The organism is Novosphingobium chloroacetimidivorans, from assembly GCF_014204535.1.
GTDB classification, from domain to species: Bacteria; Pseudomonadota; Alphaproteobacteria; order Sphingomonadales; family Sphingomonadaceae; genus Novosphingobium; species Novosphingobium chloroacetimidivorans.
In genome coordinates, this window is record NZ_JACHLR010000001.1 from 24,745 (window position 1) to 49,537 (window position 24,793).

Annotated in this window: 24 protein-coding genes; 7 read left to right on the plus strand and 17 right to left on the minus strand. The window is 65.4% G+C overall.

What is annotated here, in order from left to right:
* Nucleotides 1–123: 123 nt before the first annotated feature.
* The 6 genes from ychF to HNO88_RS00115 all read right to left on the minus strand — a co-directional run bounded on the left by ychF (nt 124) and on the right by HNO88_RS00115 (nt 5,117).
* Complete coding sequence (gene ychF / locus HNO88_RS00090) at nt 124–1,224, minus strand: redox-regulated ATPase YchF (protein ID WP_184241553.1); 1,101 nt, start codon at nt 1,222–1,224, stop codon at nt 124–126.
* 123 nt (nt 1,225–1,347) lie between these two features.
* Nucleotides 1,348–1,575, minus strand: coding sequence for a PEP-CTERM sorting domain-containing protein (locus HNO88_RS00095; protein WP_184241555.1), 228 nt, complete (start codon nt 1,573–1,575; stop codon nt 1,348–1,350).
* Nucleotides 1,576–1,728: 153 nt separating this feature from the next.
* Nucleotides 1,729–2,298 carry an aminoacyl-tRNA hydrolase gene (gene pth, locus HNO88_RS00100; protein WP_184241557.1) on the minus strand — a complete coding sequence of 190 codons (570 nt, stop codon included), beginning with the start codon at nt 2,296–2,298 and terminating at the stop codon, nt 1,729–1,731.
* A gap of 186 nt (nt 2,299–2,484) precedes the next feature.
* Nucleotides 2,485–3,096 carry a 50S ribosomal protein L25/general stress protein Ctc gene (locus HNO88_RS00105; RefSeq protein WP_184241559.1) on the minus strand — a complete coding sequence of 204 codons (612 nt, stop codon included), beginning with the start codon at nt 3,094–3,096 and terminating at the stop codon, nt 2,485–2,487.
* Between the two features lie 132 nt (nt 3,097–3,228).
* The gene (locus HNO88_RS00110) at nt 3,229–4,074 is read right to left on the minus strand and encodes a TraB/GumN family protein (RefSeq protein WP_312856962.1); all 846 of its coding nucleotides are present in this window, start codon (nt 4,072–4,074) and stop codon (nt 3,229–3,231) included.
* Between the two features lie 131 nt (nt 4,075–4,205).
* A complete protein-coding gene (locus HNO88_RS00115) occupies nt 4,206–5,117 on the minus strand; it encodes a TraB/GumN family protein (RefSeq protein ID WP_184241563.1) in 912 nt (303 codons plus the stop codon).
* A 108-nt stretch (nt 5,118–5,225) separates the two neighbouring features.
* On the opposite strand from HNO88_RS00115, the gene HNO88_RS00120 reads away from it, so the two are divergent.
* The 3 genes from HNO88_RS00120 (at nt 5,226) to ppdK (ending at nt 11,516) form a co-directional block, all read left to right on the plus strand.
* Nucleotides 5,226–6,140: a glycine--tRNA ligase subunit alpha gene (locus HNO88_RS00120; RefSeq protein ID WP_184241565.1), complete on the plus strand. Its 915-nt coding sequence runs from the start codon at nt 5,226–5,228 to the stop codon at nt 6,138–6,140.
* 115 nt (nt 6,141–6,255) lie between these two features.
* Nucleotides 6,256–8,724: a glycine--tRNA ligase subunit beta gene (gene glyS, locus HNO88_RS00125; protein WP_184241566.1), complete on the plus strand. Its 2,469-nt coding sequence runs from the start codon at nt 6,256–6,258 to the stop codon at nt 8,722–8,724.
* A 128-nt stretch (nt 8,725–8,852) separates the two neighbouring features.
* Complete coding sequence (ppdK, locus tag HNO88_RS00130) at nt 8,853–11,516, plus strand: pyruvate, phosphate dikinase (RefSeq protein ID WP_184242338.1); 2,664 nt, start codon at nt 8,853–8,855, stop codon at nt 11,514–11,516.
* 3 nt (nt 11,517–11,519) lie between these two features.
* Here the strand turns inward: ppdK and HNO88_RS00135 are convergent, their stop codons facing one another.
* Nucleotides 11,520–12,278, minus strand: a complete 759-nt coding sequence (locus HNO88_RS00135; RefSeq protein ID WP_184241568.1) for a class I SAM-dependent methyltransferase — start codon at nt 12,276–12,278, stop codon at nt 11,520–11,522.
* Nucleotides 12,279–12,396: 118 nt separating this feature from the next.
* Here HNO88_RS00135 and HNO88_RS00140 point away from each other — a divergent pair, with 118 nt between their 5' ends.
* Complete coding sequence (locus HNO88_RS00140; RefSeq protein ID WP_312856974.1) at nt 12,397–13,101, plus strand: double zinc ribbon domain-containing protein; 705 nt, start codon at nt 12,397–12,399, stop codon at nt 13,099–13,101.
* A gap of 402 nt (nt 13,102–13,503) precedes the next feature.
* The gene (hisI, locus tag HNO88_RS00145; protein ID WP_184241572.1) at nt 13,504–13,869 is read left to right on the plus strand and encodes a phosphoribosyl-AMP cyclohydrolase; all 366 of its coding nucleotides are present in this window, start codon (nt 13,504–13,506) and stop codon (nt 13,867–13,869) included.
* Here the strand turns inward: hisI and HNO88_RS00150 are convergent.
* The 5 genes from HNO88_RS00150 to tyrS form a co-directional block, all read right to left on the minus strand.
* Entirely contained in the window at nt 13,866–14,573 is a 708-nt protein-coding gene (locus HNO88_RS00150; protein WP_184241574.1) for a dienelactone hydrolase family protein, read from the minus strand. The genes hisI and HNO88_RS00150 overlap by 4 nt on opposite strands.
* A gap of 14 nt (nt 14,574–14,587) precedes the next feature.
* The gene (gene cysK / locus HNO88_RS00155) at nt 14,588–15,505 is read right to left on the minus strand and encodes a cysteine synthase A (protein ID WP_184241576.1); all 918 of its coding nucleotides are present in this window, start codon (nt 15,503–15,505) and stop codon (nt 14,588–14,590) included.
* Entirely contained in the window at nt 15,502–16,785 is a 1,284-nt protein-coding gene (locus tag HNO88_RS00160) for an MFS transporter (RefSeq protein WP_184241578.1), read from the minus strand. The genes cysK and HNO88_RS00160 overlap by 4 nt, the downstream gene beginning before the upstream one ends.
* Before the next feature lie 88 nt (nt 16,786–16,873).
* Entirely contained in the window at nt 16,874–17,212 is a 339-nt protein-coding gene (locus HNO88_RS00165; protein WP_184241580.1) for a PilZ domain-containing protein, read from the minus strand.
* Between the two features lie 89 nt (nt 17,213–17,301).
* On the minus strand, nt 17,302–18,531 hold the full coding sequence (gene tyrS, locus HNO88_RS00170) for a tyrosine--tRNA ligase (protein WP_184241582.1): 1,230 nt from the start codon (nt 18,529–18,531) through the stop codon (nt 17,302–17,304).
* 48 nt (nt 18,532–18,579) lie between these two features.
* Between tyrS and HNO88_RS00175 the strand changes: the two genes are divergently transcribed.
* Both HNO88_RS00175 and HNO88_RS00180 read left to right on the plus strand, forming a co-directional pair.
* Nucleotides 18,580–19,119: a DOMON-like domain-containing protein gene (locus tag HNO88_RS00175; RefSeq protein ID WP_184241584.1), complete on the plus strand. Its 540-nt coding sequence runs from the start codon at nt 18,580–18,582 to the stop codon at nt 19,117–19,119.
* Nucleotides 19,116–20,318, plus strand: coding sequence for an exo-beta-N-acetylmuramidase NamZ family protein (locus HNO88_RS00180; RefSeq protein WP_184241586.1), 1,203 nt, complete (start codon nt 19,116–19,118; stop codon nt 20,316–20,318). The genes HNO88_RS00175 and HNO88_RS00180 overlap by 4 nt, the downstream gene beginning before the upstream one ends.
* Here HNO88_RS00180 and HNO88_RS00185 read toward each other — a convergent pair.
* From HNO88_RS00185 to HNO88_RS00205, 5 genes are all read right to left on the minus strand, one after another.
* A complete protein-coding gene (locus HNO88_RS00185; protein ID WP_184241588.1) occupies nt 20,309–21,112 on the minus strand; it encodes a lipid II flippase Amj family protein in 804 nt (267 codons plus the stop codon). The genes HNO88_RS00180 and HNO88_RS00185 overlap by 10 nt on opposite strands.
* Nucleotides 21,113–21,158: 46 nt before the next feature.
* Entirely contained in the window at nt 21,159–22,340 is a 1,182-nt protein-coding gene (locus HNO88_RS00190) for a vWA domain-containing protein (RefSeq protein ID WP_184241590.1), read from the minus strand.
* A 285-nt stretch (nt 22,341–22,625) separates the two neighbouring features.
* Entirely contained in the window at nt 22,626–23,474 is an 849-nt protein-coding gene (locus HNO88_RS00195; RefSeq protein WP_184242340.1) for a DUF817 domain-containing protein, read from the minus strand.
* A gap of 10 nt (nt 23,475–23,484) precedes the next feature.
* Entirely contained in the window at nt 23,485–23,913 is a 429-nt protein-coding gene (locus tag HNO88_RS00200; protein WP_184241592.1) for a GFA family protein, read from the minus strand.
* Entirely contained in the window at nt 23,910–24,755 is an 846-nt protein-coding gene (locus tag HNO88_RS00205; RefSeq protein ID WP_184241594.1) for an AAA family ATPase, read from the minus strand. The genes HNO88_RS00200 and HNO88_RS00205 overlap by 4 nt, the downstream gene beginning before the upstream one ends.
* Nucleotides 24,756–24,793: the final 38 nt, after the last annotated feature.

The window sequence follows — 24,793 nt, forward strand, 5'->3', positions numbered from 1 at the left end:
TGACGCTCTCATCGACGCGCATCCCCCCACAAATTCGTCACTGGCACAACCGGTCCCGGGTCAAGCCGGGGACGACGTGGTCGGTGGCGCTAGACGCTGGCCGAGATGTCGTCCCGGAACCCGTCAGACGTTGAACTTGAAGTGCATCACGTCGCCGTCGTGCACGACGTATTCCTTGCCCTCCTGTCGCAGCTTGCCCGCATCGCGTGCGGCGCTCTCGCCGCCGAGCGCCACGAAGTCGTCGTAGGCGATCGTCTCGGCGCGGATGAAGCCGCGCTGCATGTCGGAGTGGATCTCGCCTGCCGCTTCGGGTGCCTTGGCGCCCTTGTGCACCGTCCAGGCGCGCGCTTCCTTGGGGCCGACGGTGAAAAAGGTCAGCAGGTCGAGCAGATCGTAGCCGGCGCGGATGATGCGGGCGAGACCGGTTTCGTGCAGGCCCATTTCCTCCAGGAACGCCAGGCGCTCCTCGATGTCCATGCCGGTCAGCTCGGCTTCGATGGCGGCAGAGACGATGACCACGCTGGCCCCCTCCGCCTTGGCCTTCTCGAAGACGCGCGCCGAGAAGGCATTGCCTTGTGCCGCAGCCTCTTCCTCGACGTTGCAGACGTAGAGCACCGGCTTGGCGGTAAGCAGCTGCGCCTGGCGAAACACGCGCGCTTCCTCTTCATCCGCGGGCTTGGTCAGGCGAGCGGGCTTGCCCTCGCGCAGCAGCTCGAGCGTCTGGCCGAGCACGCTGGCGGTGATCTTCATCTCCTTGTCGCCTTGCGCCGCCTTCTTCTGGGCAGCGGGCACGCGCTTCTCCAGGCTTTCCAGGTCGGAGAGCAGCAGCTCGGTCTCGACCGTCTCGGCATCGGCGATCGGGTCGACCTTGTTCTCGACGTGCTGGATGTCGTCGTTCTCGAAGCAGCGCAGAACGTGAACGACCGCATCGACTTCGCGGATGTTCCCGAGGAACTGGTTGCCCAGGCCTTCACCCTTGGAGGCCCCGCGAACAAGACCGGCAATGTCGACGAACGAGAGCTGCGTCGGGACCACCTTCGCCGATTTGGCGATTTCGGCCAGTTTCTCGAGCCGCGGATCGGGCACGCCGACCTGGCCGACGTTGGGCTCGATGGTGCAGAACGGGTAATTCGCCGCCTGCGCCGCCTGTGTTTCCGTCAAGGCGTTGAACAGGGTCGACTTGCCGACATTGGGGAGGCCGACGATGCCGCAACGAAAACCCATGGTATGCTCCGCGAATATGCAATCGCGGGCCCATAGCGGCAGGTCGGGCGCTTGGCCAGTTGCGCTCGCCGCACAATCGCACCGGACGCGGACAATCCGCCATCCGGTGCCGATACGTGAAGATCAGTTCTGCTTGGACTTGCGGCGGCGTGCGATCGCGAGCCCGGCAAGGCCTGCACCCATCAGGCCGAGCATGCCTGGCTCGGGAACCTTGGTGCTGCCGCTGGTGCTGCTCGTCGTTCCGCCGCAATTGCGCTTGCAGCCGCCGTACCAGGTCGCCTGCGCCGGCGAGCTGATGGCCAGGGCCAGGCCGAAGGTGACGGAAGCGGTCAGAAGTGTCTTGCGGATCATCGTATATACCCCTCGCATGGGAGCGTCAGGTTAACGCTCGTGCATCGAGGCAGACGCAATCCGCGTGCCAATTCAACTTCTGCGAAGGTGTTGATGGTTAATGCGGCTTGTGGGAGAGTATATCTGTCAAGCAGAGCGACGTTTTATTGTAACTTATGCTTGCGGGCGCATTGCTACATTGTTCATGAAGCGGGTCGCATCGTGGTTCGCCAGCCAATCCGCCTCGGCGGCGACCGCCCCCAGCATTTCGGCGAGGTCATCCATCTCGCTTTTGGCATAGTTGCCCAGGACGTATCCGGTGACTCGATCCTTGTGGCCGGGATGGCCGATGCCGAGACGCACGCGCCGGAACTCGGCGCCCAAGTGCTGATCGATCGAACGCAAGCCGTTGTGTCCGGCCGTTCCGCCGCCCTGCTTCACCTTGACCTTGAAGGGCGCGAGATCGAGTTCGTCATGGAACACGGTGAGCGCGTCGAGGTCCAGCTTGTAGAACCGCATCGCCTCGCCAACGGAGCGGCCGCTCTCGTTCATGAAGGTGGCGGGCTTCAGCAGCAGCACCTTGTCGTTGCCGATGCGGCCTTCCTGTAGCCAGCCTTGAAACTTCTTCTGCACCGGACCGAAGCCGTGCACTTCGGCCAGGGTGTCCACGGCCATGAAGCCGACATTGTGCCGATGCATCGCATACTGCGCGCCGGGATTGCCGAGGCCGACCCAGAGTTGCATGTCTGTTCCTTCACTCAGGCGAGCCGGCGGACAAGCCGTTCGATAGACAACAAAAAACCTCGTCATCCCCGCGAAAGCGGGGATCCATCTCCAGGTCTGGCCTGTGACGCAGCGTCCGAAGATGGATTCCCGCGTTCGCGGGAATGACGAAGTTTAAGATGCTTTGCGCGTGTAGGAAGCGCCGGATTACTCCGCGGTCTCTTCCTCTTCGCCACCCTCGGAGCTCTTGAGCGCCGAAGGAGCGACGATGGTCGCGATCGTCAGGTCGGCGTCGTGCGATCCGTCCTGCGCGCCCTGGGGCAGCTTCAGCTGGCTGATGTGGATCGAGTCGCCGACTTCCAGGCCGGTGACGTCGACCACGATCTCGTCAGGGATCTTGTTGGCGTCGACGATGAGGTCCAGCTCATGCGCCACCACGTTCAGCACGCCGCCGCGCTTCAGGCCGGGCGAGGCTTCCTCGTTGGTGAACACCACCGGCACCTTCACGTGCACGGTCGCGTTGGCGGCCAGACGCAGGAAATCGACGTGGAGCGGACGGTCGTTGACCGGGTGGAAGGCAACGTCCTTGGGGAGCGTACGCAGCTTCTTGCCGCCGACTTCGAGCTCTACGATCGAGTTCATGAAGTGGCCGGTGCCCAGCAGGCGGACCAGCTCCTTCGCCTCGACGTGGATCGACAGCGGTTCTTCCTTGTTGCCGTAGATGACGGCGGGGACGCGGCCTTCGCGACGCAGCGCACGGGAGGCTCCCTTGCCAACCCCTTCACGCGTCTCGGCCGGCAGGTTCAGCGTATCGCTCATGGGTACGTGCCTTTCGGATATATCTGATGCAGATCGCACCGCTCATCGGCACGACCTCTCCCGCCACGCCTCCAGGGATGACCACGGCCGGGAAGCGCGCGCCCCTAGCGACAAACGCGCGCGAAAGCAAGGCTAGTCGAGGCGCGTCACGGTGTAGCCAGCGCGCGCGAGCAGGGCGGGCAGGCCGTCCGGACCGGCCATGTGTGCGGCGCCCACCGCCACGAATGGCCGATGGCCCTCGTGCATCTCGGCGGCGATGCGGGTCATCCAACGCCGGTTGCGATCGGTGAAGAGGGCGGCGCGCAACTCGGGATCGGCCAGGAGGCCGGTGCGGGTCTCCGCCTCGATCCGCGCCATGTCGCCGCGGCGCCAGACATCTACCAGGTCGGCCTCGTCGTCGAGAGCGCCGGCGTCGGACAGCACCGCATCCAGGAGGTCGCGCTGGTCGGCTTCGGGCAGGCGGTCGAAGATGGAAAGCTGCGCGCTGGCCCCCTCCAGTTCGACGACGCGCTTGTTCGAAGCAGAGGCGAGCACCGCACGGTCGACGCCGTTGCCGGCGTCGGAGCCGCTCTCGGGGCGTGCCAGCGTGAGCGCCACGGCCCAGGTCTCGACATCGCGCAAGTCGGCTTCGCGGATGTCGCGAGCGGCGAGCATGTCGCGCAGAGTCTTGCGCCGTGCTGCCGGTACGCGCTCGGCGACCGGAGCCAGGCCGGGCGTGCGCGACAGCGAAGCGAATGCCTGCGCCACGGCTGCATCGTCGGCGATGTTGGCGACTTCGACCATGACCTCGTCGGCTCTGTCGAGCGCCTGCGCGACGGGCGGCGTGTTCCACGCGAGGGGGGCAGGGGCTGCGTGGATGGTGCCGAACAACCACGCTTCCTCGCCACCCGGGCCCGCCACATGCCAGATCGCAGGATCGGCATGCTTGGGTTTAGAGTTGCAGGCGCCGAGGGCAAGTGAGAGAACCAAGCCTACCACCCACCCCCACCCCCTCGTCATCCCCGCGCAGGCGGGGATCCCGCTTCTTGCGGCGATGCGGGTGGCGTGAAGGCCAAGCGGGGCCCCCGCCTGCGCGGGGGCGACGTGGTGTTTGTGGGCTGACTGGCGTCTCACCGCACCCGCGTGGTCTTGATGGCAGCCGCCGCAAGCTGCGCCTGCACGCTGTCCTTGCCCGCGAGGTGACCCGCCCCGACCGCCACGAACGCAGTCCCGGGCTGCTTCAAGCGCTCCGCGATCCATTTCGCCCAGGCCTTGTTGCGATCGACCAGCAGGATCTTCATCAGCTGCGGGTCGCTCTCCTCCTCGTTCATCAGGCGGGCGAGTTCATCGGCCTTGCCGGTCTTCCAGGCCTCGACCATCGCCTTGACCTCATTGCGAACCTTGGGGAAGCTTTCCAGCACTTCGCCCAGATACTTCACCTGCATGTCCTGCGGCAGGCCGTCGAACAAGCCGAGCTGCATCTCGGCGGTCTCCAGCCCCAGGTGCTGCTTGCCTTTGGCTCGCTCGATCAACAGCGCCTCGGCGCCGTTCATGGTGCCGAAGCCGTCCTTCATCAGCGGCAGGGTCGAGAGAGCGACCGCGGCATACCACGGATCGTTCACGTCGAACGCGGACGGCGGCAGCTGCAGGCTGGCGAGCGCCGCCTCGTATTGCCTGCGCATCTCGGGCGACAGACGCTCGCGCAGGTTGCGTGGCGGATCGGCGAGCGCGATCCGGGCGATCTTGGCCTGCACCTCCGGATCGTTCGGCTCGACGATCTCGGTGACCAGCGCATCGGATCCCTCCAGCGCCTTGGCGATCGGGCCGGAGTACCACTCGATCCCCGCCGGCAGGATGTGGATCGTGCCGAAGAGCCAGATCGTGGTGTCCTCGTCCGACACCTTCCACAAGGCCGGTCGCGCGACTTGCGAGCTCGCAGCCGCCTTCGACGCAGGAGCCTCTTTCGCCGATCCGCAGGCAGGCGTGAGCAGCAGCAGCACAGGGGCGAGCAGGGCAAGCGGCGAGCGGCGAAGCGAGATCATGCCCGGCCTTATAGGGGCCAATTGCATAGCGTCGATGGGTGATTGCGGGTCGTCTCTCGCCGACTGCAATGTTGACCCGTTCCCGGCCGTGCGCCAAAGCGCGCAGCCATGCCAGAGCAAGATCGACCCAGCGCGCAACCGCTCAGTTTCCAGGACATGATCCTGACGCTCCACTCGTTCTGGAGCCGGCAGGGCTGCCTCATCCTGCAGCCTTACGACATGCGCATGGGCGCGGGCACGTTCCATCCTGCCACTACCTTGCGCGCGCTCGGGCCAGAGCCGTGGAAAGCGGCCTACGTCCAGCCCTCGCGCCGTCCTACCGACGGCCGCTATGGCGAGAACCCGAACCGGCTGCAGCACTATTACCAGTACCAGGTGATCCTCAAGCCCAATCCCGCGAACCTGCAGGAGCTGTACCTGGCCAGCCTCGCCGCCATCGGCGTCGACCCGCTGGCGCACGACATCCGCTTCGTCGAGGACGACTGGGAAAGCCCGACGCTCGGCGCGTGGGGCCTGGGCTGGGAAGTGTGGTGCGACGGCATGGAGGTGACGCAGTTCACCTATTTCCAGCAGATCGGCGGCTATGACTGCAAGCCGGTCGCGGGCGAGTTGACTTACGGTCTGGAGCGCCTGGCGATGTACATACAAGGCGTCGACCGAGTCTACGACTTGCGCTTCAACGACCAGGGCGTGTCCTATGGCGACGTGTTCCTGGCCAACGAGCAGGAACTGTCGAAGTACAACTTCGAGATCGCCGACACCGAGCAGCTGTTCACCGGCTTCCGCCATGCCGAGGCAGAGGCCGTGCGCTGCATCGAGGCCGGCATTCCCCTGGCGGCTTACGACCAGGCGATCGAGGCGAGCCACTTGTTCAACCTGCTGCAGGCGCGCGGCGTCATCTCCGTCCAGGAGCGCGCCAGCTACATCGGCCGCGTCCGCGATCTGGCGAAGGGCTCGTGCGAGGCCTGGATCAAGAAGAACGAGGCGCGCTGGGCCAGCGACTATGCCGGGTGGACGGTATGATCGCTTCACGCCGAGGCGCAGCCTTGGCGCCTTCGCGGGCGCTCATCACCTCTTCTTCCCTCCTCCGCGTCTCCGCACCTCCGCGTGAAACCGTCAAGCGAGCGGCCCAAGCATCATGACCGACTTCCTGCTCGAACTTCGCTCCGAGGAAATTCCTGCCCGCATGCAGGCCGGCGCGCGCGCCGATCTGGAGAAGCTGTTCCGCAAGGAACTGGCCGCCGCCGGAGTCGAACCGGGCGAGGTCACGGTTTGGTCCACGCCCCGCCGCCTGGCGCTGATCGCGCGTGACTTGCCCGCGGCGACGCAGGCCGTGCGCGAGGAGACCAAGGGGCCTGCAGTGGGTGCGCCGGCGCAGGCGCTGGAGGGCTTCCTGCGCAAGGCCGGACTGACGCAAGACCAGCTCGAAGTCCGCGACCTAAAGGGCAAGCCGACCTACTTCGCGGCGGTCGAGAAGCCCGGCCGCGCCGTCTCGCAAGTGCTTGCTCAAGCCATTCCGGCGATCGTGCGCGCGTTCCCCTGGCCCAAGTCGATGCGCTGGGGCGCCGCCTCGATCACCACCGAGAGCACGCGCTGGGTGCGCCCGCTCTCCGGCATCGTCGCGATCTTCGGCGAAGAACTGGTGGTATGCGAGGCAGGGGGTGTCGAGAGCGGCTATGCCACGCTCGGCCACCGCTTCCACCATCCCGGCCCGATCACTATCGGCGGTGCCCACGACTATGCCGACAAGCTGCGCGCTTGCCACGTCATCGTCAGCCACGAGGAGCGCCAGGACATCGTGCGCATGGGCGCGGCCGAGGTGGCGACGCTCGGCGGGCTGACGCTCGTCGAGGACGAGGGGCTGGTGGTGGAGAACGCCGGCCTGACGGAATGGCCGGTGCCGCTGCTCGGCCGCTTCGACGAGGCGTTCCTGGAAGTCCCGCCCGAGGTCATCCAGCTGACCGCGCGGGTGAACCAGAAGTACTTCGTGTGCGAACAGGGCGGCAAGCTTGCCAATGCCTTCGTCTGCACCGCCAACATCGAGGCGAGCGACGGCGGCGACGCGATCGTCGCCGGCAACCGCAAGGTCCTCGCCGCGCGGCTTTCGGATGCGCGGTTCTTCTGGGACACCGACCGCAAGACGACGCTGGCAGAGCAGGCAAAGAAGCTCGAGCGCATCACCTTCCACGAAAAGCTGGGCACCGTCGCCGACAAGGTCGAGCGTGTCGCCAAGCTGGCCCGCTGGCTGGTGGAAGAGGGGATCGTAACCAGCGATATCGACAACCCCCGTCGTCCCCGCGAAGGCGGGGACCCCGCTTCTTCTCTTCCTCTGGCCGCGCAACAAGAAAGCGGGGGCCCCGCCTTCGCGGGGGCGACGAGGGAAGAACTGGCCGACATGGCCGAACAGGCCGCCCGCTTGTGCAAGGCCGACCTCGTCACCGAGATGGTTGGCGAGTTCCCCGAACTCCAGGGCCTCATGGGGGGCTACTACGCCCGTGCCGAAGGTCTGCCCGAAGCTGTCGCCGACGCCATCCGCGACCACTACAAGCCGGTCGGGCAGGGTGACGAAGTGCCGACTGCGCCGGTGACCGTGGCGGTGTCGCTGGCGGATAAGCTGGATACGTTGTTCGGCTTCTTTGCGATCGATCAGGCGCCAACAGGATCAAAAGATCCATACGCGTTGCGCAGAGCTGCATTGGGCATCGTACGGACTCTGCAATCAAATATTGTTCGTCTGCCGTTCGTCCGGTTGGTCGAGCAGGCATACTCGACATTCGCCTTTAACAGCGAACGCCGTTGGTATTTGTACCATGTTCGATCCTCGCAGAGTGGTCGGGGCTTTCACCCGGCATCCGCTCAGGTAATGTTCGAAAACCGCGGAGCGGCGTTTTGGCTTTTTGATAAGCTACCAAGCGATGACGCATTCCAGGTGCCTTACAATGACGCGCAGCTTGAGGCGTTCTCAACAGCTCGATTTGGAGCACTTCCTATAGTCGAGCGCGACCTCCTCGACTTCTTCGCCGATCGCCTCAAAGTCCAGCAACGCGAAGCCGGCGTGCGCCACGACCTGATCGACGCCGTGTTCGCACTGGGCGGCGAGGACGATCTCGTCCGCCTGCTCGCCCGCGTCCATGCGCTCCAGGCGTTCGTCGGTACCGAGGACGGCGCCAATCTGCTCGCCGGCTACAAGCGTGCGGCGAACATCCTCAAGAAGGAAGACTGGCTTGGCATCGAGGGCGAGATCGCCCGCACCGGCGAGGAAGACCCGCTGGCCGGCGTCGACGATCCCGACCTCGCCCCCGTAATCGCCGCCAAGATGGCCGAGCGCCACGGTGCCGAACGCAACTACACGCCAGAACCGGCCGAGCAGGCGTTGGTCGACGCGCTCGCCGTCGCTGCGCCCCGCGCCGAGCAGGCGGTGGCCGCCGAGGACTTTGCCGGCGCCATGGCCGCCCTCGCGTCCTTACGCGCGCCGATCGACGCGTTCTTCGATTCCGTCACCGTCAACGATGCCGATCCCGCAAAGCGCAATGCGCGTTTGGCACTGCTTGATCAATTTCGTGCTGCAGTGCACAATGTCGCGGATTTCTCTCGGATCGAGGGGTGAGCTTCAGGATCGTCATGCGCGGGAAACGGTGAGGGGATTTCCTCGCGCATGAGCAAAATCAGCTTGTCCCCGGGCCTCCACCCCCGCAGGTTGGCAGAAGGAAGAGGGTACCGATGAGCACTGAAAGCATGATCAAACAGGTCTACACCTTCGGCGGCGGCGTGAAGCATGAAGACCCGCGGTCGCGCGACAAGATCATCTGCGGCGGCAAGGGCGCGAACCTGGCCGAGATGGCGGGCATCGGCCTGCCGGTGCCTCCCGGCTTCACCATCACCACCGAGGAGTGCGTCAAGTACCTCGCCGAGGGTGCGAACTTCTCCGACCAGCTGCGCGCCGATGTGGCCGAGGCGCTGACGCATATTGAGAAGACCGTGGGCAAGCGCTTTGGCGATGCGGCCGACCCGCTGCTGGTTTCGGTCCGCTCGGGCGCGCGCGTGTCGATGCCGGGCATGATGGACACCGTGCTCAACCTGGGTCTCAACGACGCCACCGTCGAAGGCCTTGCCAAGGTTTCGGGTGACGAACGCTTCGCCTGGGACAGCTACCGCCGCTTCATCCAGATGTACTCTGACGTCGTGCTCGGCGTCGAGCACCACCTGTTCGAGGAAGCGCTGGAGATCGCCAAGGAAGACAACGGCTACGAGAACGACACCGAGCTGACCGCCGCCGACTGGAAGAAGGTCGTCGCCGAGTACAAGGGCATCGTCGAAGCCGAGCTGGGCCGTGCCTTTCCGCTCGACGTGAACGAGCAGCTCTGGGGTGCGATCCAGGCGGTGTTCGACAGCTGGGATTCCGATCGCGCCAAGGTCTATCGCCGCCTCAACGACATCCCGGGTGACTGGGGCACCGCGGTCAACGTGCAGGCCATGGTGTTCGGCAACATGGGCGAGACATCGGCCACCGGCGTCGCCTTTACCCGCGATCCGGCGACCGGCGAGAAGGCCTACTATGGCGAGTGGCTGGTCAACGCGCAGGGCGAGGACGTCGTCGCCGGCATCCGCACTCCGCAGTACCTGACCAAGGCCGCGCGCGAGCGGGCCGGCGCCAAGCCGCTGTCGATGGAAGAGGTGATGCCCGCCGCCTACGGCGAGCTCGCCGACGTGTTCGAGCTGCTCGAGAAGCACTACAAGGACATGCAGGACATCGAGTTCACCGTCGAGCGTGGCAAGCTGTGGATGCTGCAGACCCGCTCGGGCAAGCGCACCGCCAAGGCGGCGCTGAAGATGGCGGTCGACATGGTCGCCGAAGGCCTGATCGACGAAACCACGGCTATCAAGCGCATCGACCCGATGGCGCTCGACCAGCTGCTGCACCCCACGCTCGACCCCAAGGCCACGCGCGACGTACTGGGCAAGGGCCTGCCAGCGTCGCCAGGTGCCGCCTCGGGCACGATCGTGCTCGATGCCGACACCGCCGAGAAGCGCGCCGAACTGGGCGAGAGCGTCATCCTGGTGCGCGTCGAAACCTCGCCGGAGGACATCCACGGCATGCACGCCGCCAAGGGCATCCTTACCGCGCGCGGCGGCATGACCAGCCACGCCGCAGTCGTGGCGCGCGGCATGGGGCGCTGCTGCGTCTCGGGCGCATCGGGCGTCTCGATCGACATGAAGAGCCGCACGCTCAAGATCGGCAATCGCAACCTCAAGGAAGGCGACGTGATCACGCTGGACGGCTCGACCGGCGACATCATGGCGGGCGAGGTTCCGACCGTGGAGCCCGAGCTGGCGGGTGACTTCGCCGAGCTGATGACCTGGGCCGACAAGCACCGCCGCATGAAGGTGCGCACCAACGCCGAAACCCCAGCGGACTGCAAGATGGCCCGCCAGTTCGGTGCCGAAGGCATCGGCCTGTGCCGCACCGAGCACATGTTCTTCGACGCGAGCCGCATCTCGGCCGTCCGCCAGATGATCCTCGCCGAGGACGAGGCCGGCCGCCGCGCCGCGCTGAAGAAGCTGCTGCCCGAGCAGCGCGACGACTTCGCGCAGATCTTCATGGTCATGGCCGGCCTTCCGGTCACCATCCGCCTGCTCGACCCGCCGCTGCACGAATTCCTGCCGCAGGGCGATGCCGAGTTCGCGGACCTTTCGGAAACGATCGGCATCGCCGTGGACACGCTCAAGCGCCGGGCGGACGAGCTGCACGAGGCCAATCCGATGCTGGGCCATCGCGGCTGCCGGCTGGGCATCACCTTCCCGGAAATCTACGAGATGCAGGCGCGCGCCATTTTCGAGGCTGCCTGCGACGTGATCGACAAGGTTGGCGACGCACCCGTTCCCGAGGTGATGATCCCGCTGGTCGCCACCAGGCGCGAGCTGGCCATCCTCAAGAAGCTGGTCGACGAGACGGCCGCGCAGGTCTTTGCCGAGAAGGGCAAGTCGGTCGAGTACATCGTCGGCACCATGATCGAACTGCCGCGTGCGGCGCTGATGGCGGGCGAGATCGCCGAGGAAGCCAAGTTCTTCTCGTTCGGCACCAACGACCTTACGCAGACCACGCTGGGCGTTTCGCGCGACGATGCGGCGCGGTTCCTTTCGCCGTACGTCGACAAGGGCATCTATGCGCGCGATCCGTTCGTCAGCCTGGATATCGAGGGCGTGGGCCAGCTGGTCCAGCTCGGCGCCGAACGTGGTCGCGCCACGCGCGCCGACCTCAAGCTCGGTATCTGCGGCGAACATGGCGGTGATCCGGCCTCGATCGCGTTCTGCGAAAAAGTCGGCCTCGATTACGTCAGCGCCTCGCCCTATCGCGTGCCGATCGCGCGGCTTGCGGCGGCCCAGGCGGCCCTGGCCTGACGCCTAGCGCCGCCAACCCGAGAGGGTAAGGATCTCGAAGCGCTCCACCGTGCGGCCGTCTACCGCAGCCGCACGGTAAGCCTGTTCCGCCAATGCCCGCGCTGCCCTGCCCAGCGGCGCTCCCCGCTCGGCCAGGACATTCGTGTGCCCCTGCGCGCGCAGATCCTCGATGGCGCGTGCGAACGAGCGAAATCCGACGTCGAGATGGCGCGAGTCGGCAACCGGATCGGCGAACCCGGTGCGCTGCACCAATTGTGCTCCCGCACGTACGTCCACGAGGGGATGAATACGCGGCGCCGGCCGTTCCCCGTCGGCGACGAGCATGGCCGAACGCAGTGCCGGCAAGCTGCCGGCACCGGGGAAGCTCGCGATCATCAAGCCGCCGATGCTGAGTGCCGATCGCATGTGCACCAACGCGCCCGGCAAGTCGTTGACCGTGTCGAGCGTTCCCAGGCTGACGACGAGGCCCAAGTCGTTGTCCGGCAACGGCGCCTCTTCGTCGAAGCCGTGGCCCGGCTCGACGCTGGTCACCTGCGTGCCGCCGCTCTCAAGCCGACCGCCGAGCACACCGCCGACATCACCGATGACCAGGGCGCGCTCGGGCTGGTGGCGCAGGAACGCCAGGCGCTCGAGCACATCCTCGATCATATCGTCGAGCAGGTAGCGCGGGGCATCGAGCATCTTCTGGGTGCGCAACATGCGCCGGCGAACCGCCATGCGGCGGTGCGGATCGAAGATGCGGGGAGGGGTATGGGAAGCCATGGGGCCTTCCTGCCGCAGCGTGTTCGCCGCCGCAATCGTCATGGCACTTGCCGATCGCGCATGACCGGCTAGCGTCACTTGCGTGGCCTCCACCTTGTTCGACCCCGTGATAGACTTCGTGTTTCCGCCGCGCTGCCCGTTGTGCGGGGCGGGGGTAAGTTCGCAGTCTGGGCTCTGTCCCGATTGCTGGACCGAATTGGCGATCCCGGGCGATCCATGCTGCGGTAGGTGCAGCCGACCGTTCGGCGAGGGCGTGGTCGCAGGATCGACCTGCGCGCCGTGCCTGGCCGATCCACCACGCCATGACGGTATCGCCGCCGCCACGCTCTACAACGATGCTTCGCGCAACCTGGTGCTGGCGTTCAAGCACGGCTGCCGCCTGGGCCTGGCCAAGCTGATGGCACAGCTCATGGCTGCGCGGCTTGCCGGTGAGTCGCGCAGCGAGTGGTTGATCGTCCCGGTCCCGCTGCACCGCTGGCGGCTGTGGCGGAGAGGCTACAACCAGGCGGCGGTGCTGGCGCAGGAACTGGCGCGGCTGACGGGCGGCAACTTGGCCATCGACGCGCTTGAGCGACGCAAGCCGACGGCGGCGCTGGGCGGACTGGGCCGCCTGGCGCGCCGACGGGAGCTCAGCGGCGCGATCCGGCTCGCCGAACGCCGCAAGGATCGCGTTCGCGGGCAAAGCATCCTGCTCGTCGACGATGTGCTGACCAGCGGTGCGACGAGCGATGCCTGTGTATCCGCCTTGAAGCGCGGTGGAGCATCGCGCGTAGTGGTCACCTGCTTTGCCCGTGTGCTGGACGAAGCATTGGACGTGACCTGATCATTAGTTTGGAGGTTCGGCAAAGAAAAACGCCCGAGGCGGGCGCCTCGGGCGTTCTCGTGACGAAACTGCTTGGACCCTGCAGTGCAGTTCGGCGACGCCCCTGATCGTCGCCTGGTCCGATCCCTCATCTTCACGGCCAGATCGCATTGCTGCGGATAGTGGCCTATTCCCTGAACCGTTGGCGCTTGGACGTCAGCACCTGTCCGGTATGTTTGCAGCCCCCCAGCTGCGATCCATGTGTTCTCTCAAACCGGGCGTCTTGAAAAGGGCGTTTGCATGAAGCTTCCGATTTTGGTCTAGGCGTGTGGTTATCGTGCAACATAGCGCAACATTGCGCACGAACGGGAAAGTCGATCGATGAGCCAGGCGCCGACTTCAGGGCAGACCAAGGATCAGGCTATGGATCAAGATCGTGAGACCGGCACCGCGTTCATGCCGCGCTACGACGCGCAAGGGCTGGTCACCGGCATCGCCATGGATGCGCACACGCGCGAGGTCTTGATGGTGGCGTTCATGGATGCCGAGGCAGTGGCACGTACCCGAGAGACCGGATTGGCGCACTTCCACTCACGTTCGCGCGGGCGGCTTTGGCTTAAGGGCGAAAGCTCGGGACACTTCCTGAAGGTCCAGGACATCCTGGTGGACTGCGACCAGGATGCTCTCGTCATGCTGGTCGAGCCGCAAGGCCCCGCCTGCCACACGGGCGCGCGCAGCTGCTTCTACCGGAGGCTTGTGGACGATCGACTGGAGCCGGTCGCGGACTAGCCGAGGATCTCGTCGAAGAGGTTGCGCATGGCTGTCCAGCTCTGGCGATCGGCACTGGTGTCATAGCCGATCGCGGGCAGTCCGCGCGCATCGCTGCCCGGGTCGGTGAAGCCGTGTTTGACGTTCGCGTAGACATGGAAGTGCCAGTCCGCTCCGGCACGATCCATCTCCTCCCAGAACCCGAGGACCTGCTGCCGCGGTACGAGCGGATCGGCGTCGCCATGGCACACCAGCAGACGCGCGCGGACCCGTCCAAGCTCGGCGGGGCGGTCGGTGCTCAGGATCCCATGGAAGCTGACGGCCGCTGCAAGGTTGTGCCCCTCGCGCGCCAGTTCCAGCGCCGCCTGGCCGCCCATGCAGAAGCCGATCGCGAACACCGGGAGCCCGGCCGCCTCGGGCAGGCCACGCAAGGCATCGAGCGCCGCGCCGAGGCGCGCGCGGTAGTGCCCGACATCAGCCCGCAGCTTGTCCGCCAGAGGACCGGCCGCCGCGAAGTCCGCCACGCGCTCGCCATAGAAGTCGGCGATCAGCGCGAGGTAGCCCAAATCCGCCAGCATCGCGGCGCGGCGCTCGATCGCCGGGGTGAAGTTGGCGATCGTGGGAAACACCAGGATGGCGGCGCGCGGGCTTTCCTGCGGTCGCGCCAGCCATCCGGTCAGTTCCGCGTCGCCATGATGGTAGGCGACCGCTTCGAGCTGGCTCATTCCGGCAGCAAGGCTCATTCGGGCAGGAAGTCCGGCACCGAAAGGTAGCGCTCGCCGGTGTCGTAGTTGAAGCCCAGCACCCGCGATCCGGCCGGAAGCTCGGGGAGCTTGGCAGCGATTGCAGCCAGGGTCGCGCCAGAGCTGATACCGACGAGAATGCCTTCCTCGCGCGCACAGCGACGCGCGAACTCCTTGGCGTCGGCCGGATCGACCTGGATCGCCCCATCGATCGCCTGCGTGTGCAGGTTGGAGGGGATGAAGCCGGCGCCGATGCCCTGTATGGGGTGGGGACCGGGCTGTCCGCCCGAGATCACCGGCGATAGCGTCGGCTCTACGGCATAGGCCTTGAGGGAAGGCCAATCCTGCTTCAGCCGCTCGGCGCAGCCCGTAAGGTGGCCACCTGTACCCACGCCCGTGATCAGCACATCGATCGGCGAATCGGCAAAGTCGTTCAGGATTTCGAGCGCGGTGCTGCGCACGTGCACGTCGATGTTTGCGGGATTGTCGAACTGCTGGGCGATCCAGGCCCCGGGCGTCTGCTCGGCAAGCTCGCGCGCCCGTTCGATGGCGCCCTTCATGCCCTTCTCCTTTGGCGTAAGGTCGAACGTGGCACCATAAGCCAGCATCAGCCTGCGCCGCTCCAGCGACATCGACTCCGGCATGACGAGGACGAGCGTGTAGCCTTTGACCGCTGCGACCATGGCGAGTCCGATGCCGGTGTTGCCCGAGGTGGGCTCGATGATCGTGCCACCGGGCTGCAGGCTGCCGTCTCGCTCTGCCGCCTCGATCATGGCCAGACCGATGCGGTCCTTGATCGATCCGCCGGGATTGCCGCGCTCGCTCTTCACCCAGACTTCATGGTCGGGGAACAGGCGCGAGAGGCGGATGTGCGGTGTGTTGCCGATGGTGGCGAGAATGCTGTCGGCCTTCATGGGGCGGTCTCCCTCTGGCGGAATTGGGGGGCGAAAGTTCGGGCTCGGCGGATTTCCGGAAAGAGCTTCGACCACATCGCGGTTACGAATATGGCAGCAGCGCCGCCGAACACAACCGCTCCGGTCGCACCGAGCAGCGCGGCCGCGACGCCCGACTGCATTTCGCCCAGTTCGTTCGAGGCGGAGACGGCGAGGCCGGAGGTCGCCGAGACACGGCCGCGCATGTCGTCCGGCGTGTTGAGCTGGATCAGCGAACTTCGGATGAAGACCGAAACCATGTCTGCCGCGCCCAGAACGAAAAGGAAGGCGAGCGAAAGCAGCAGTTCGCGCGAATAGGCAAAGCCGATGGTGGCCACGCCATAGACACCCACGGCCGCGAGCATCTTCACGCCGACGTTATGCTCGAGCGGTCGGAAGGAGAGGGTCAGCGCGACAATGGCGGCTCCGACCGCGGGGGCGGCACGCAGCTGGCCAAGGCCTTCCGGGCCGACGTGGAGAATGTCGCGGGCAAAGACCGGGAAAAGGGCGGTGGCGCCGCCGAAGATCACGGCGAACAAGTCGAGCGTGATGCAGCCGAGCAGAAAGCGATCGTTCCACACGAAGCGAAAGCCGCCGACGATCTGTTGCAGGGGATGGGCGTTGCGCGCTTCGCTCGGTGTCGGTGGCAGCGAGCGGATCGAAAGAAGGCTCGATGCCGCGACCACCATCAGCACGGTCGATGTCCAGTAGGGCAGCGCATGCGAAGAGGCGAAGAGGAACCCGAAGCTCGCGGGTCCGATCACCGCGCCTGCCTGCCATGCAATTGCGTTCAGCGCTATGGCACGCGGGATCAGTGCCGCCGGCACGATGTTCGGCGCAATGGCGCTGAGTGCCGGTCCCTGGAATACGCGGACGGCGCCATGCAGGGCTGCGAAGCAGAACAGCACGGGTAGGCTGCGGATGCCCAGCGCCGTGACGATGCCGAGGCCCAGGGCGATGCACAAGTCGATGCTCATCGACGATCCGGCCACATAGCGGCGATCGAAGCGGTCGGCTACGACACCGGCAATGGGCGTGAGCAGCAGGATCGGAATGAATTGCGCTAGGCCGAGGAGGCCGAGTTGGAAGGAGGCCTCGCTGATGCTCATCGCATATTCGCTGCGCGCGACATCGTAGAGTTGATAGCCGATGATCACGACCATGCCGTTGGTCGCGATCACGGCCGCGAAACGGGCCAGCCAGAACCTGCGATAGTCCGGGATCGCAAGCGGGGTGGTCGGGGGGGAAGGGGTGTCGCTCACCAGCGGGCCATGGCACCGCTCGTGCGATTCGCCAATCCTACTAATTTCGTGGACTTTGCAGTGAGCCTTCGTCTCCCCGGGCGCGAGATCAGCGCTTGGGACGGAGCCGCGGGTTGGGTTGCATCGCGTCAACCAGCTTTGCGAAATCGTCGATGCGGATAATCCGCTCGAACTGGAAGCCGGCGCGGCCTTCGTGAGACCAGATCAAGTGCGCCTCGATACGCCCGACCACCGGCAGGCGCATGACGAGCCGCTCGCCACGCTCCATGCCATCCAGGCCCTTGGCCATGAAGCCCTGAGCCGAGACGTTGATGATGTTGAGGTGCACGTCACCCAGCTGCTTGTGCTCGGCAATCACCTTGTAGTCGGCAGGGTGACGCGCGGCGCGGCGCTTGTCGGTTACCGTCAGCTGTGCGCCAGCACTCATCATGCGCCCCTTTTCGTGCGTTTTCGACCAGAGCGACACAATGCACGAGAGTGGCAAACAAAGCGTGAAGCGGCGGGGTTAAATCCCGTTCAGGTGCCGCGCAGCACGCCGTGCTTCTTGCGCCCGAGGCTCAGCTTGCGGGAGGCACCGGGCGCTACGGTGATCAGCAAGTTGGGATCGCTCACCACGTCGTCATCGAGGCGGACCGCACCTTCGCCGATCTTGCGCTTCGCCTCGCCGTTGGAGGCGGTCAGGCCCAATCCGGTGCAGGCAGCAATGACGCGGATGCCTTCCCCCGACACCGTGATCGAAGGCAGATCGTCGCCAATACCGCCACCATCAAAAGTCACCTTGGCAGTAGCCGCCGCCGCCCGCGCAGCTTCCTCACCCCGGCAGAGCGTGGTTGCCTCGTTTGCCAGGACGATCTTGGCTTCGTTGATCTCGCCGCCTTGTAGGGCTTCGAGCCGAGCGACCTCCTCCAGGGGCAAGTCGGTGAACAGCCGCAGGAACTTGCCGACGTCACGGTCGTCACAATTGCGCCAGAACTGCCAGTAGTCGTAGTTCGGCAACATGTCTTCGTTGAGCCAGATCGCGCCCGAAACAGACTTGCCCATTTTGCTGCCGTCCGCCTTGGTGATCAGCGGCGTCGTGAGGCCGAACACTTCCGCGCCGTCCATGCGGCGCGCAAGTTCCACGCCGTTGATGATGTTGCCCCACTGGTCCGACCCGCCCATTTGCAGCCGGACACCCATAGTCTGGCGCAAGTGGCGGAAATCGTAGCCCTGAAGGATCATGTAGTTGAATTCGAGGAAGGTCATCGGCTGCTCACGTTCGAGCCGCAACTTGACCGACTCGAAGCTCAGCATGCGATTGACGGTGAAGTGGGTTCCGATCTTCTGCAGCATCTCGATGTAGCCGATGGAACCGAGCCAATCGTGGTTGTTGACCATCACTGCGTCCGTGGGACCATCGCCGAAGGTCAGCAAACGCTCGAACGCTGTACGGATGGAGGCGATGTTCGCCTCGATTGTCTCGTCGGTCAGCATCTTGCGGACTTCGTCTTTGCCGGTCGGATCACCGATCCTCGTCGTGCCCCCGCCCATGAGCACGATCGGCTTGTGTCCCGCTTGCTGAAGGCGCCTGAGCAACATGATCGACACCAGGTTGCCCACATGAAGCGATGACGCTGTTGCGTCGAAGCCGACGTATCCGGGCACCACCTGCGACGCCGCCAGCTTGTCGAGGCTCTCGGCGTCGGTAAGCTGATGGATGTAGCCCCGCTCGTCGAGCAGGCGTAGCAGGGTGGAATTGTACGTCATCTAAGGTGCCTTCCTCCAGGGTCGCGCGCCTAGCACGGAGATGCCTGGTTGCAAACGCACTCGCTGGTTCCCCATCCGGACTTCCCGCCCGGTCTGGTGCACGCCGTGACGGCGCGGATCACGCCCGATGGCGAGTGGTTGCGCCTGCGCTGGCGCATCGAGGGGGCCTACAAGCTCGTGGTGCCTCCGTTCGCCGGCAAGGGCCGCGCAGACGGGCTGTGGCAGACGACGTGCTTCGAGCTGTTCCTGCAGCCTCCTGGCGAGCCAGGCTACGTGGAGCTGAACCTGTCGCCATCCGAGCGCTGGAACGCCTACGATTTCGGCAGCTATCGTGAAGGCATGGCGGAGCGCGCATTCCCGCGTGAGCCGTCATGCACCATGCGAAAGGGCGAGGCGCTGGCGATCTTCGACGCCGCCGTGCCCGCATCGGCGCTTCCGCCCGCGCCTTGGGACTACAACCTGACCGCGGTGATCGAGGAGGAGGGCGGCATCAAGTCGTTCTGGGCTCTGTCACACCCGGCAGGAAAGCCCGACTTCCACGATGCGGCTTGCTTCACCGGCACGCTTGCGGCAGCGGACGCAGCATGAAGTTCGGTATCGATCGCCTGCTGGCCGAGCCTTCCCTGCGCCGCCCGCTCGAGGGCCGCCGGGTGGCGCTGGTCGCACATCCCGCCTCGGTCACCGAGACGCTGACCCACTCGCTCGATGCGCTGGTAGCCGCCGGTTTGAACGTGACCTCCGCGTTCGGTCCGCAGCATGGGCTGAAGGGCGACAAGCAGGACAACATGGTCGAGACCGGCGACGAGGTCGATCCGGACTACGGCTTCCCGATCTTCAGCCTCTACGGCGAAGTGCGCCGTCCGACCGAGCCGATGATGTCGACCGCGGACGTGTTTATGTTCGATCTGCAGGATCTGGGCTGCCGCATCTACACCTTTGTGACGACGCTGCTCTATCTGCTGGAGGCGGCGTCCGGCACGGGCAAGAGCGTGTGGGTGCTCGATCGGCCCAACCCCGCCGGTCGCCCGATCGAGGGCACGACGCTGCTGGCCGGGCAGGAGAGCTTCGTCGGTGCCGGGCCGATGCCGATGCGTCATGGATTGACGCTGGGCGAGATGGGGCATTGGTTCGTGCGGCACTTCAACCTCGACGTCGACTACAAGGTGGTCGCCATGGAGGGCTGGCAGCCCGACACGGCGCCTAGCTTTGGTTGGCCGAGCGAGCGGATCTGGATCAACCCGAGCCCGAACGCCGCCAACCTCAACATGGCGCGCGCCTATGCCGGTACCGTCATGCTGGAAGGCACGACGCTGTCAGAAGGACGCGGGACGACGCGCCCACTCGAAGTGCTGTTCGGTGCGCCGGGCATCGCCGCGGGCAAGGTCCTCGCCGAGATGCAGGCGTTCGCGCCCGAGTGGCTCGCGGGTTGTGCCTTGCGCGAGTGCTGGTTCGAGCCGACGTTCCACAAGCACCAGAAGACCTTGTGCAACGCGCTGATGATCCATGCGGAAGGGCCCTTCTACGACCATGCCGCGTTCCGGCCGTGGCGGCTGCAGGCGCTGGCGTTCAAGGCGATCCGGCGGCTCTACCCGGACTATCCGATCTGGCGCGACTTCCCCTACGAGTACGAGTTCGATCGGCTCGCCATCGATGTGATTAACGGCGGGCCCGCCTTGCGCGAGTGGGTCGATGATCCGGCGGCGGCGGCGGGTGACCTCGAGGCGCTGGCCGGCGCCGATGAGGCGGCCTGGCGGGACGAGATCGCCGACCTGCTGCTCTATACGTAGTTGGCGATCCAGGCGACCGAGTGCGCTGCGGGCACGAACAGCGCCTGGGCCAGCAAGGTTCCGACCAGTCGGCTGATCGAGATCCACACAATAGTGCGCCGAAACCGGGCCTCTTCGATGCGGCCTTCGACCACGTCGTCGGTCATCACCGAAAGCTGCGGGTCGATCAGCGCGAACAGCAGGATCGTCGCAAAGCCATTCACCACCGCCGACAGTTGCGAGGCGGTGACGCGGTACTGCGGGTTCAGGAACCCGGCATAGAGCGAGGCGAGCACGCCCACCACGATCAGCGCCTGCGCCAGACAGTTCGCGACCAGTACGCCCCAGCCCACGCCGCGATCCCGAGCGAAGCCGCGCAAGTGAGTCAGTGAGGGGACCCGCAGCGATCGGCGCACCGCATGGAAGCCGGCGGGCGAGGCAAGGCGCATCATCAGCTTGCCGGTCGAGCGGTGGACCTGGAAGTAGCCGATCCCGGCGGCGAACAGGCGCTGTCCGGTCGGCACCAGCAGGATGCCCAGGAACACCGCGATCGAGGCCGAGGCGAGCACCAGGCGGAAGTCACCGAGCAGTGCGTCGCCGCCTCCGGTCGCCAGTCGGCTTTCGATCCGCTTGGCGAGGAAGGGGCCGAGGAAGCTGTTCGAGGTGCGTGAGACCAGCACCAGGATGTTGAACAGCGCAAAGCTCATGGCGATGCGCCGGGTGCGCACCCCGGCGATGCGCGCGGCGTAAGCCAGCGTCCCGATGAGGTTGATCGCCGCCGTCAGCAGGCAGATGATGAGCAATTGCCGGTCCATGGCGCTCGCCCCTAGGCGCTCGGGCGCCGACTTGCCAGCTCCGCCATCACGCCTTCTTGCGAGTCAGTTCGCGCATCGCGTCCTCCAGCCCGTCGAGCGTGAGCGGGTACATCTGATCGTGCAGCAGCTCGCGGATCATGCGGGTGGAGGTCGAGTATTCCCACTGGCGCTGCGGCGTAGGGTTCAGCCACACGGTCGCCGGGTAGGTCTGCACGATGCGCTGCAGCCACACCGCGCCGGCCTCGTCGTTCATGTGCTCGACCGAGCCGCCCGGGTGGCTGATCTCGTAGGGGCTCATCGCCGCATCGCCCACGAAGATCACCTTGTAGTCGTGCCCGTATTTGTGGAGCACGTCCCACGTCTTGTCCCGCTGCGACCAGCGGCGGCGGTTGTCCTTCCACAAGCCTTCGTAGAGGCAATTGTGAAAGTAGAAGAACTCCAGGTTCTTGAACTCGGCGGTCGCGGCGCTGAAAAGCTCCTCGACCAGCTTGATGAACGGATCCATCGAGCCGCCGACATCCAGGAACAGCAGCACCTTCACCGCATTGTGCCGCTCGGGCCGCATGACCACGTCGAGCCAGCCCTGCTTGGCCGTGCCCTCGATCGTGGCATCGAGGTCCAGCTCCTCCGCCGCGCCTTCGCGGGCGAAGCGGCGCAGGCGGCGCAGCGCGACCTTGATGTTGCGGGTGCCCAGCTCCTTGGTGTTGTCGAGATTGGCGAACTCGCGCTTCTCCCACACCTTGATCGCGCGCCCGTGCTGGCCTTCGCCGCCGACCCGAATGCCCTCCGGATTGTAGCCCGAGTGCCCAAACGGCGAGGTGCCGTTGGTGCCCACCCACTTGTTGCCGCCGGAGTGGCGCTTCTGCTGCTCCTCGAGCCGCTTCTTGAGCGTCTCCATGATCTCGTCCCAGGAGCCCAGCTTCTTGACCGCGTCCATCTCCTCTTGGGAGAAATAGCGCTCCGCCAGCTTCTTCAGCCAGTCTTCGGGAATGTCGACGGGCTGCTGGCCATAGTCGGCGAGAATGCCCTTGAAGACCTTCTGGAACACCTGGTCGAAGCGGTCGAGCAGGCCTTCGTCCTTCACGAACGTAGCACGGCTCAGGTAGTAGAAGGCCTCGGGCGTCTGCTCGATCACGTCCTTGTCGAGCGCCTCCAGCAGAGTGAGGTGCTCCTTGAACGAAGCCTTGATCCCAACGGTGCGCAGTTCGTCGACGAAGTTGAAGAACATGGGCCTCAGCCTCCGATACGGTTGCCGCTGAACGCACGAAATGTGCATTGCGCCCGAGCCGGCCCCCAGCAGCTTTCCGCCATTTCACCGCTAGCCGGGTATAAACTTCGAAACTGGTAAGCGGTACATGCGTCCACCGCGCCATGCCGCCTGGTCATGTGCCCCGGCAAAGCCATACGACGGTATATGCCGACGCCAATAGTCACGTGAGTGTCGAATCGGGGATGGCTCGTCCTGGCAAACATAGGGCGAACGTAGCCCACCGACCGCACTGTAGGAAAGCGATCAAGCATTGCGCGCCCGCGGACGGTGCACCGCGGCCACGAGCACGAACGAGATGTACATAAGCAGGTACCAAGCGCCGAGCTTTCCCGGATGGACCAGTGCCCAGGCGCCGCGCTGGTTCGGATAGATCCATGCGCGCGAGAATGTGGAAAGGTTCTCCGCCAACCAGATGAACAGCGCCACCAGCAGCCAGCCGAGCAGCAAGGGCATCCATCGGTCCTCACGCCAGACCGTGAACCAAACGCGGGTTCGTGCAAACAGGACGAACATGGCGATGAAGAGGATCGGCCTGGCATCCGGCAGCCAGTGATGCGCGAAGAAGTTGACGTAGATCGCAACGCCAAGCGCCCACGTGGCGGCTCGGTTCGGATACGAGCTGAAGCGGAAGTCGAAAATGCGCCATACGCGGGCGATGTAGCTGCCGACGGCGGCGTACATGAACCCTGAGAACAACGGCACCTGACCGATCCGCAGCACGCTTGCCTCGGGATATTCCCACGATCCATGTGCAGTCTTGAACAGTTCCATGATCGTGCCGACGAGATGAAACGCCAGGATGACCTTGGCCTCGTCCCAGGTCTCCAGCCGAAATGCCAGCATTGCGACCTGGATCGCCAGCGCGGCAAGCACCAGGAAGTCGTATCGTGCAAGCGGTGCCGCCTCGGGGTAGAACACGTGCGTCCCGAGCAGCAATGCCAGCAGCAGTCCCCCGAACAGACATGCCCAGCCTTGCTTGAAGCCGAACAGCAGGAATTCATAGAGCCAGGAGCGCCAACCAGGTGTTGGTGCAAAGGCTTCGAGCCGCGCCCGGATCGCGGCGAAGCGGGTCTGAGAAACGACAGGCGCGATCAAGCGGGCATCAGGGCGGAGTCGGATGGCTAGGCGGCGGGGGTTGCTGCGGCCACTGTTCGAGCGCCGGGTCGACGACGGCCCAAGCAGGCGCTTCCGAGGTCCAGATCGCCGCAGCCGGTGCCAGACCGTGCCCCTCGTCCAGCAGCCCCAGGCGGATTGTGCGCAAGAGCGGGCGAGCGCTGGAGTGGGCAAGAACATGGGTGCCGCATGCGAGGCAAAACTCGTGCGTCAGCGTAGCGCCGCTTGCCGCGACGTACCTCGACTGCGCGCGCTCACCTTCGATAGTGATCGCCTCCAGAGGGAAAATTGCGTTGTTGGTTGCGCCGCCCGCCGCGATCTTCTGGCATTGCCGGCACCAGCACTGGCGCGTGGTGACCGGTTCGCCCTCGATCGCGATCATCACCGCGCCGCAGCTGCACTGCCCCGTATAGGTCATGCGCCCCGCCGCGCCATGAACGCCAAGCGCTCGAACATCATCACGTCCTGTTCGTTCTTCAGCAGCGCCCCATGCAGCGGCGGGATCGCCTTGGACGCGTCCTTGTTCTGCAGCACGTCGAGCGGCATGTCCTCGTTCATCAGCAGCTTGAGCCAGTCGAGCAGCTCGCTGGTCGAGGGCTTCTTCTTGAGGCCGGGCACTTCGCGCAGCTCGTAGAAGATCTCCATCGCCTTGGTGACGAGCGCCTTCTGGATGCCGGGATAGTGCACGTCGATGATCGACTGCATCGTCTCGCGATCGGGAAACTTGATGTAGTGGAAGAAGCAGCGGCGCAGGAATGCGTCGGGCAGGTCCTTCTCGTTGTTCGAGGTGATGATGATGATCGGGCGCTCGGCCGCGGCGATGTGCTCGCCGGTTTCGTAGACGTCGAAGGCCATGCGATCGAGCTCGGCGAGCAGGTCGTTGGGAAACTCGATGTCGGCCTTGTCGATCTCATCGATCAGCAGGACGGGCAGGGTGGGCGACGTGAACGCCTCCCACAGCTTGCCCTTGCGGATATAGTTGGAGATGTCGTGCACGCGCTCGTCACCGAGCTGCCCGTCGCGCAGACGGGCCACTGCGTCGTACTCGTAGAGGCCCTGGTGCGCCTTCGTGGTCGACTTGACGTTCCAGGTGATCAGCGGTGCGCCGAGCGCCTCGGCGATCTGCTCGGCCAGCACGGTCTTGCCGGTGCCGGGCTCGCCCTTTACCAGCAAGGGGCGGCGCAGCAGCACGGCGGCATTGACCGCGACCTTGAGGTCGTCGGTGGCGACGTAGTTGCTGGTGCCTTCGAAACGCTGCATCGGCCGGTCCTGTCCTGTCTTCTTGGTGTTGACCGTAA

What these genes read in the sequence shown, in the direction of transcription:
- ychF (WP_184241553.1), bottom strand. Translation starts at nt 1,224, where the DNA reads ATGGGTTTTCGTTGCGGCATCGTCGGCCTCCCCAATGTCGGCAAGTCG.
- HNO88_RS00095 (WP_184241555.1), bottom strand. Translation starts at nt 1,575, where the DNA reads ATGATCCGCAAGACACTTCTGACCGCTTCCGTCACCTTCGGCCTGGCC.
- pth (WP_184241557.1), bottom strand. Translation starts at nt 2,298, where the DNA reads ATGCAACTCTGGGTCGGCCTCGGCAATCCCGGCGCGCAGTATGCGATG.
- HNO88_RS00105 (WP_184241559.1), bottom strand. Translation starts at nt 3,096, where the DNA reads ATGAGCGATACGCTGAACCTGCCGGCCGAGACGCGTGAAGGGGTTGGC.
- HNO88_RS00115 (WP_184241563.1), bottom strand. Translation starts at nt 5,117, where the DNA reads ATGATCTCGCTTCGCCGCTCGCCGCTTGCCCTGCTCGCCCCTGTGCTG.
- HNO88_RS00120 (WP_184241565.1), top strand. Translation starts at nt 5,226, where the DNA reads ATGCCAGAGCAAGATCGACCCAGCGCGCAACCGCTCAGTTTCCAGGAC.
- glyS (WP_184241566.1), top strand. Translation starts at nt 6,256, where the DNA reads ATGACCGACTTCCTGCTCGAACTTCGCTCCGAGGAAATTCCTGCCCGC.
- ppdK (WP_184242338.1), top strand. Translation starts at nt 8,853, where the DNA reads ATGATCAAACAGGTCTACACCTTCGGCGGCGGCGTGAAGCATGAAGAC.
- HNO88_RS00135 (WP_184241568.1), bottom strand. Translation starts at nt 12,278, where the DNA reads ATGGCTTCCCATACCCCTCCCCGCATCTTCGATCCGCACCGCCGCATG.
- hisI (WP_184241572.1), top strand. Translation starts at nt 13,504, where the DNA reads ATGGATCAAGATCGTGAGACCGGCACCGCGTTCATGCCGCGCTACGAC.
- HNO88_RS00150 (WP_184241574.1), bottom strand. Translation starts at nt 14,573, where the DNA reads ATGAGCCAGCTCGAAGCGGTCGCCTACCATCATGGCGACGCGGAACTG.
- cysK (WP_184241576.1), bottom strand. Translation starts at nt 15,505, where the DNA reads ATGAAGGCCGACAGCATTCTCGCCACCATCGGCAACACACCGCACATC.
- HNO88_RS00165 (WP_184241580.1), bottom strand. Translation starts at nt 17,212, where the DNA reads ATGAGTGCTGGCGCACAGCTGACGGTAACCGACAAGCGCCGCGCCGCG.
- tyrS (WP_184241582.1), bottom strand. Translation starts at nt 18,531, where the DNA reads ATGACGTACAATTCCACCCTGCTACGCCTGCTCGACGAGCGGGGCTAC.
- HNO88_RS00180 (WP_184241586.1), top strand. Translation starts at nt 19,116, where the DNA reads ATGAAGTTCGGTATCGATCGCCTGCTGGCCGAGCCTTCCCTGCGCCGC.
- HNO88_RS00185 (WP_184241588.1), bottom strand. Translation starts at nt 21,112, where the DNA reads ATGGACCGGCAATTGCTCATCATCTGCCTGCTGACGGCGGCGATCAAC.
- HNO88_RS00190 (WP_184241590.1), bottom strand. Translation starts at nt 22,340, where the DNA reads ATGTTCTTCAACTTCGTCGACGAACTGCGCACCGTTGGGATCAAGGCT.
- HNO88_RS00200 (WP_184241592.1), bottom strand. Translation starts at nt 23,913, where the DNA reads ATGACCTATACGGGGCAGTGCAGCTGCGGCGCGGTGATGATCGCGATC.
- HNO88_RS00205 (WP_184241594.1), bottom strand. Translation starts at nt 24,755, where the DNA reads ATGCAGCGTTTCGAAGGCACCAGCAACTACGTCGCCACCGACGACCTC.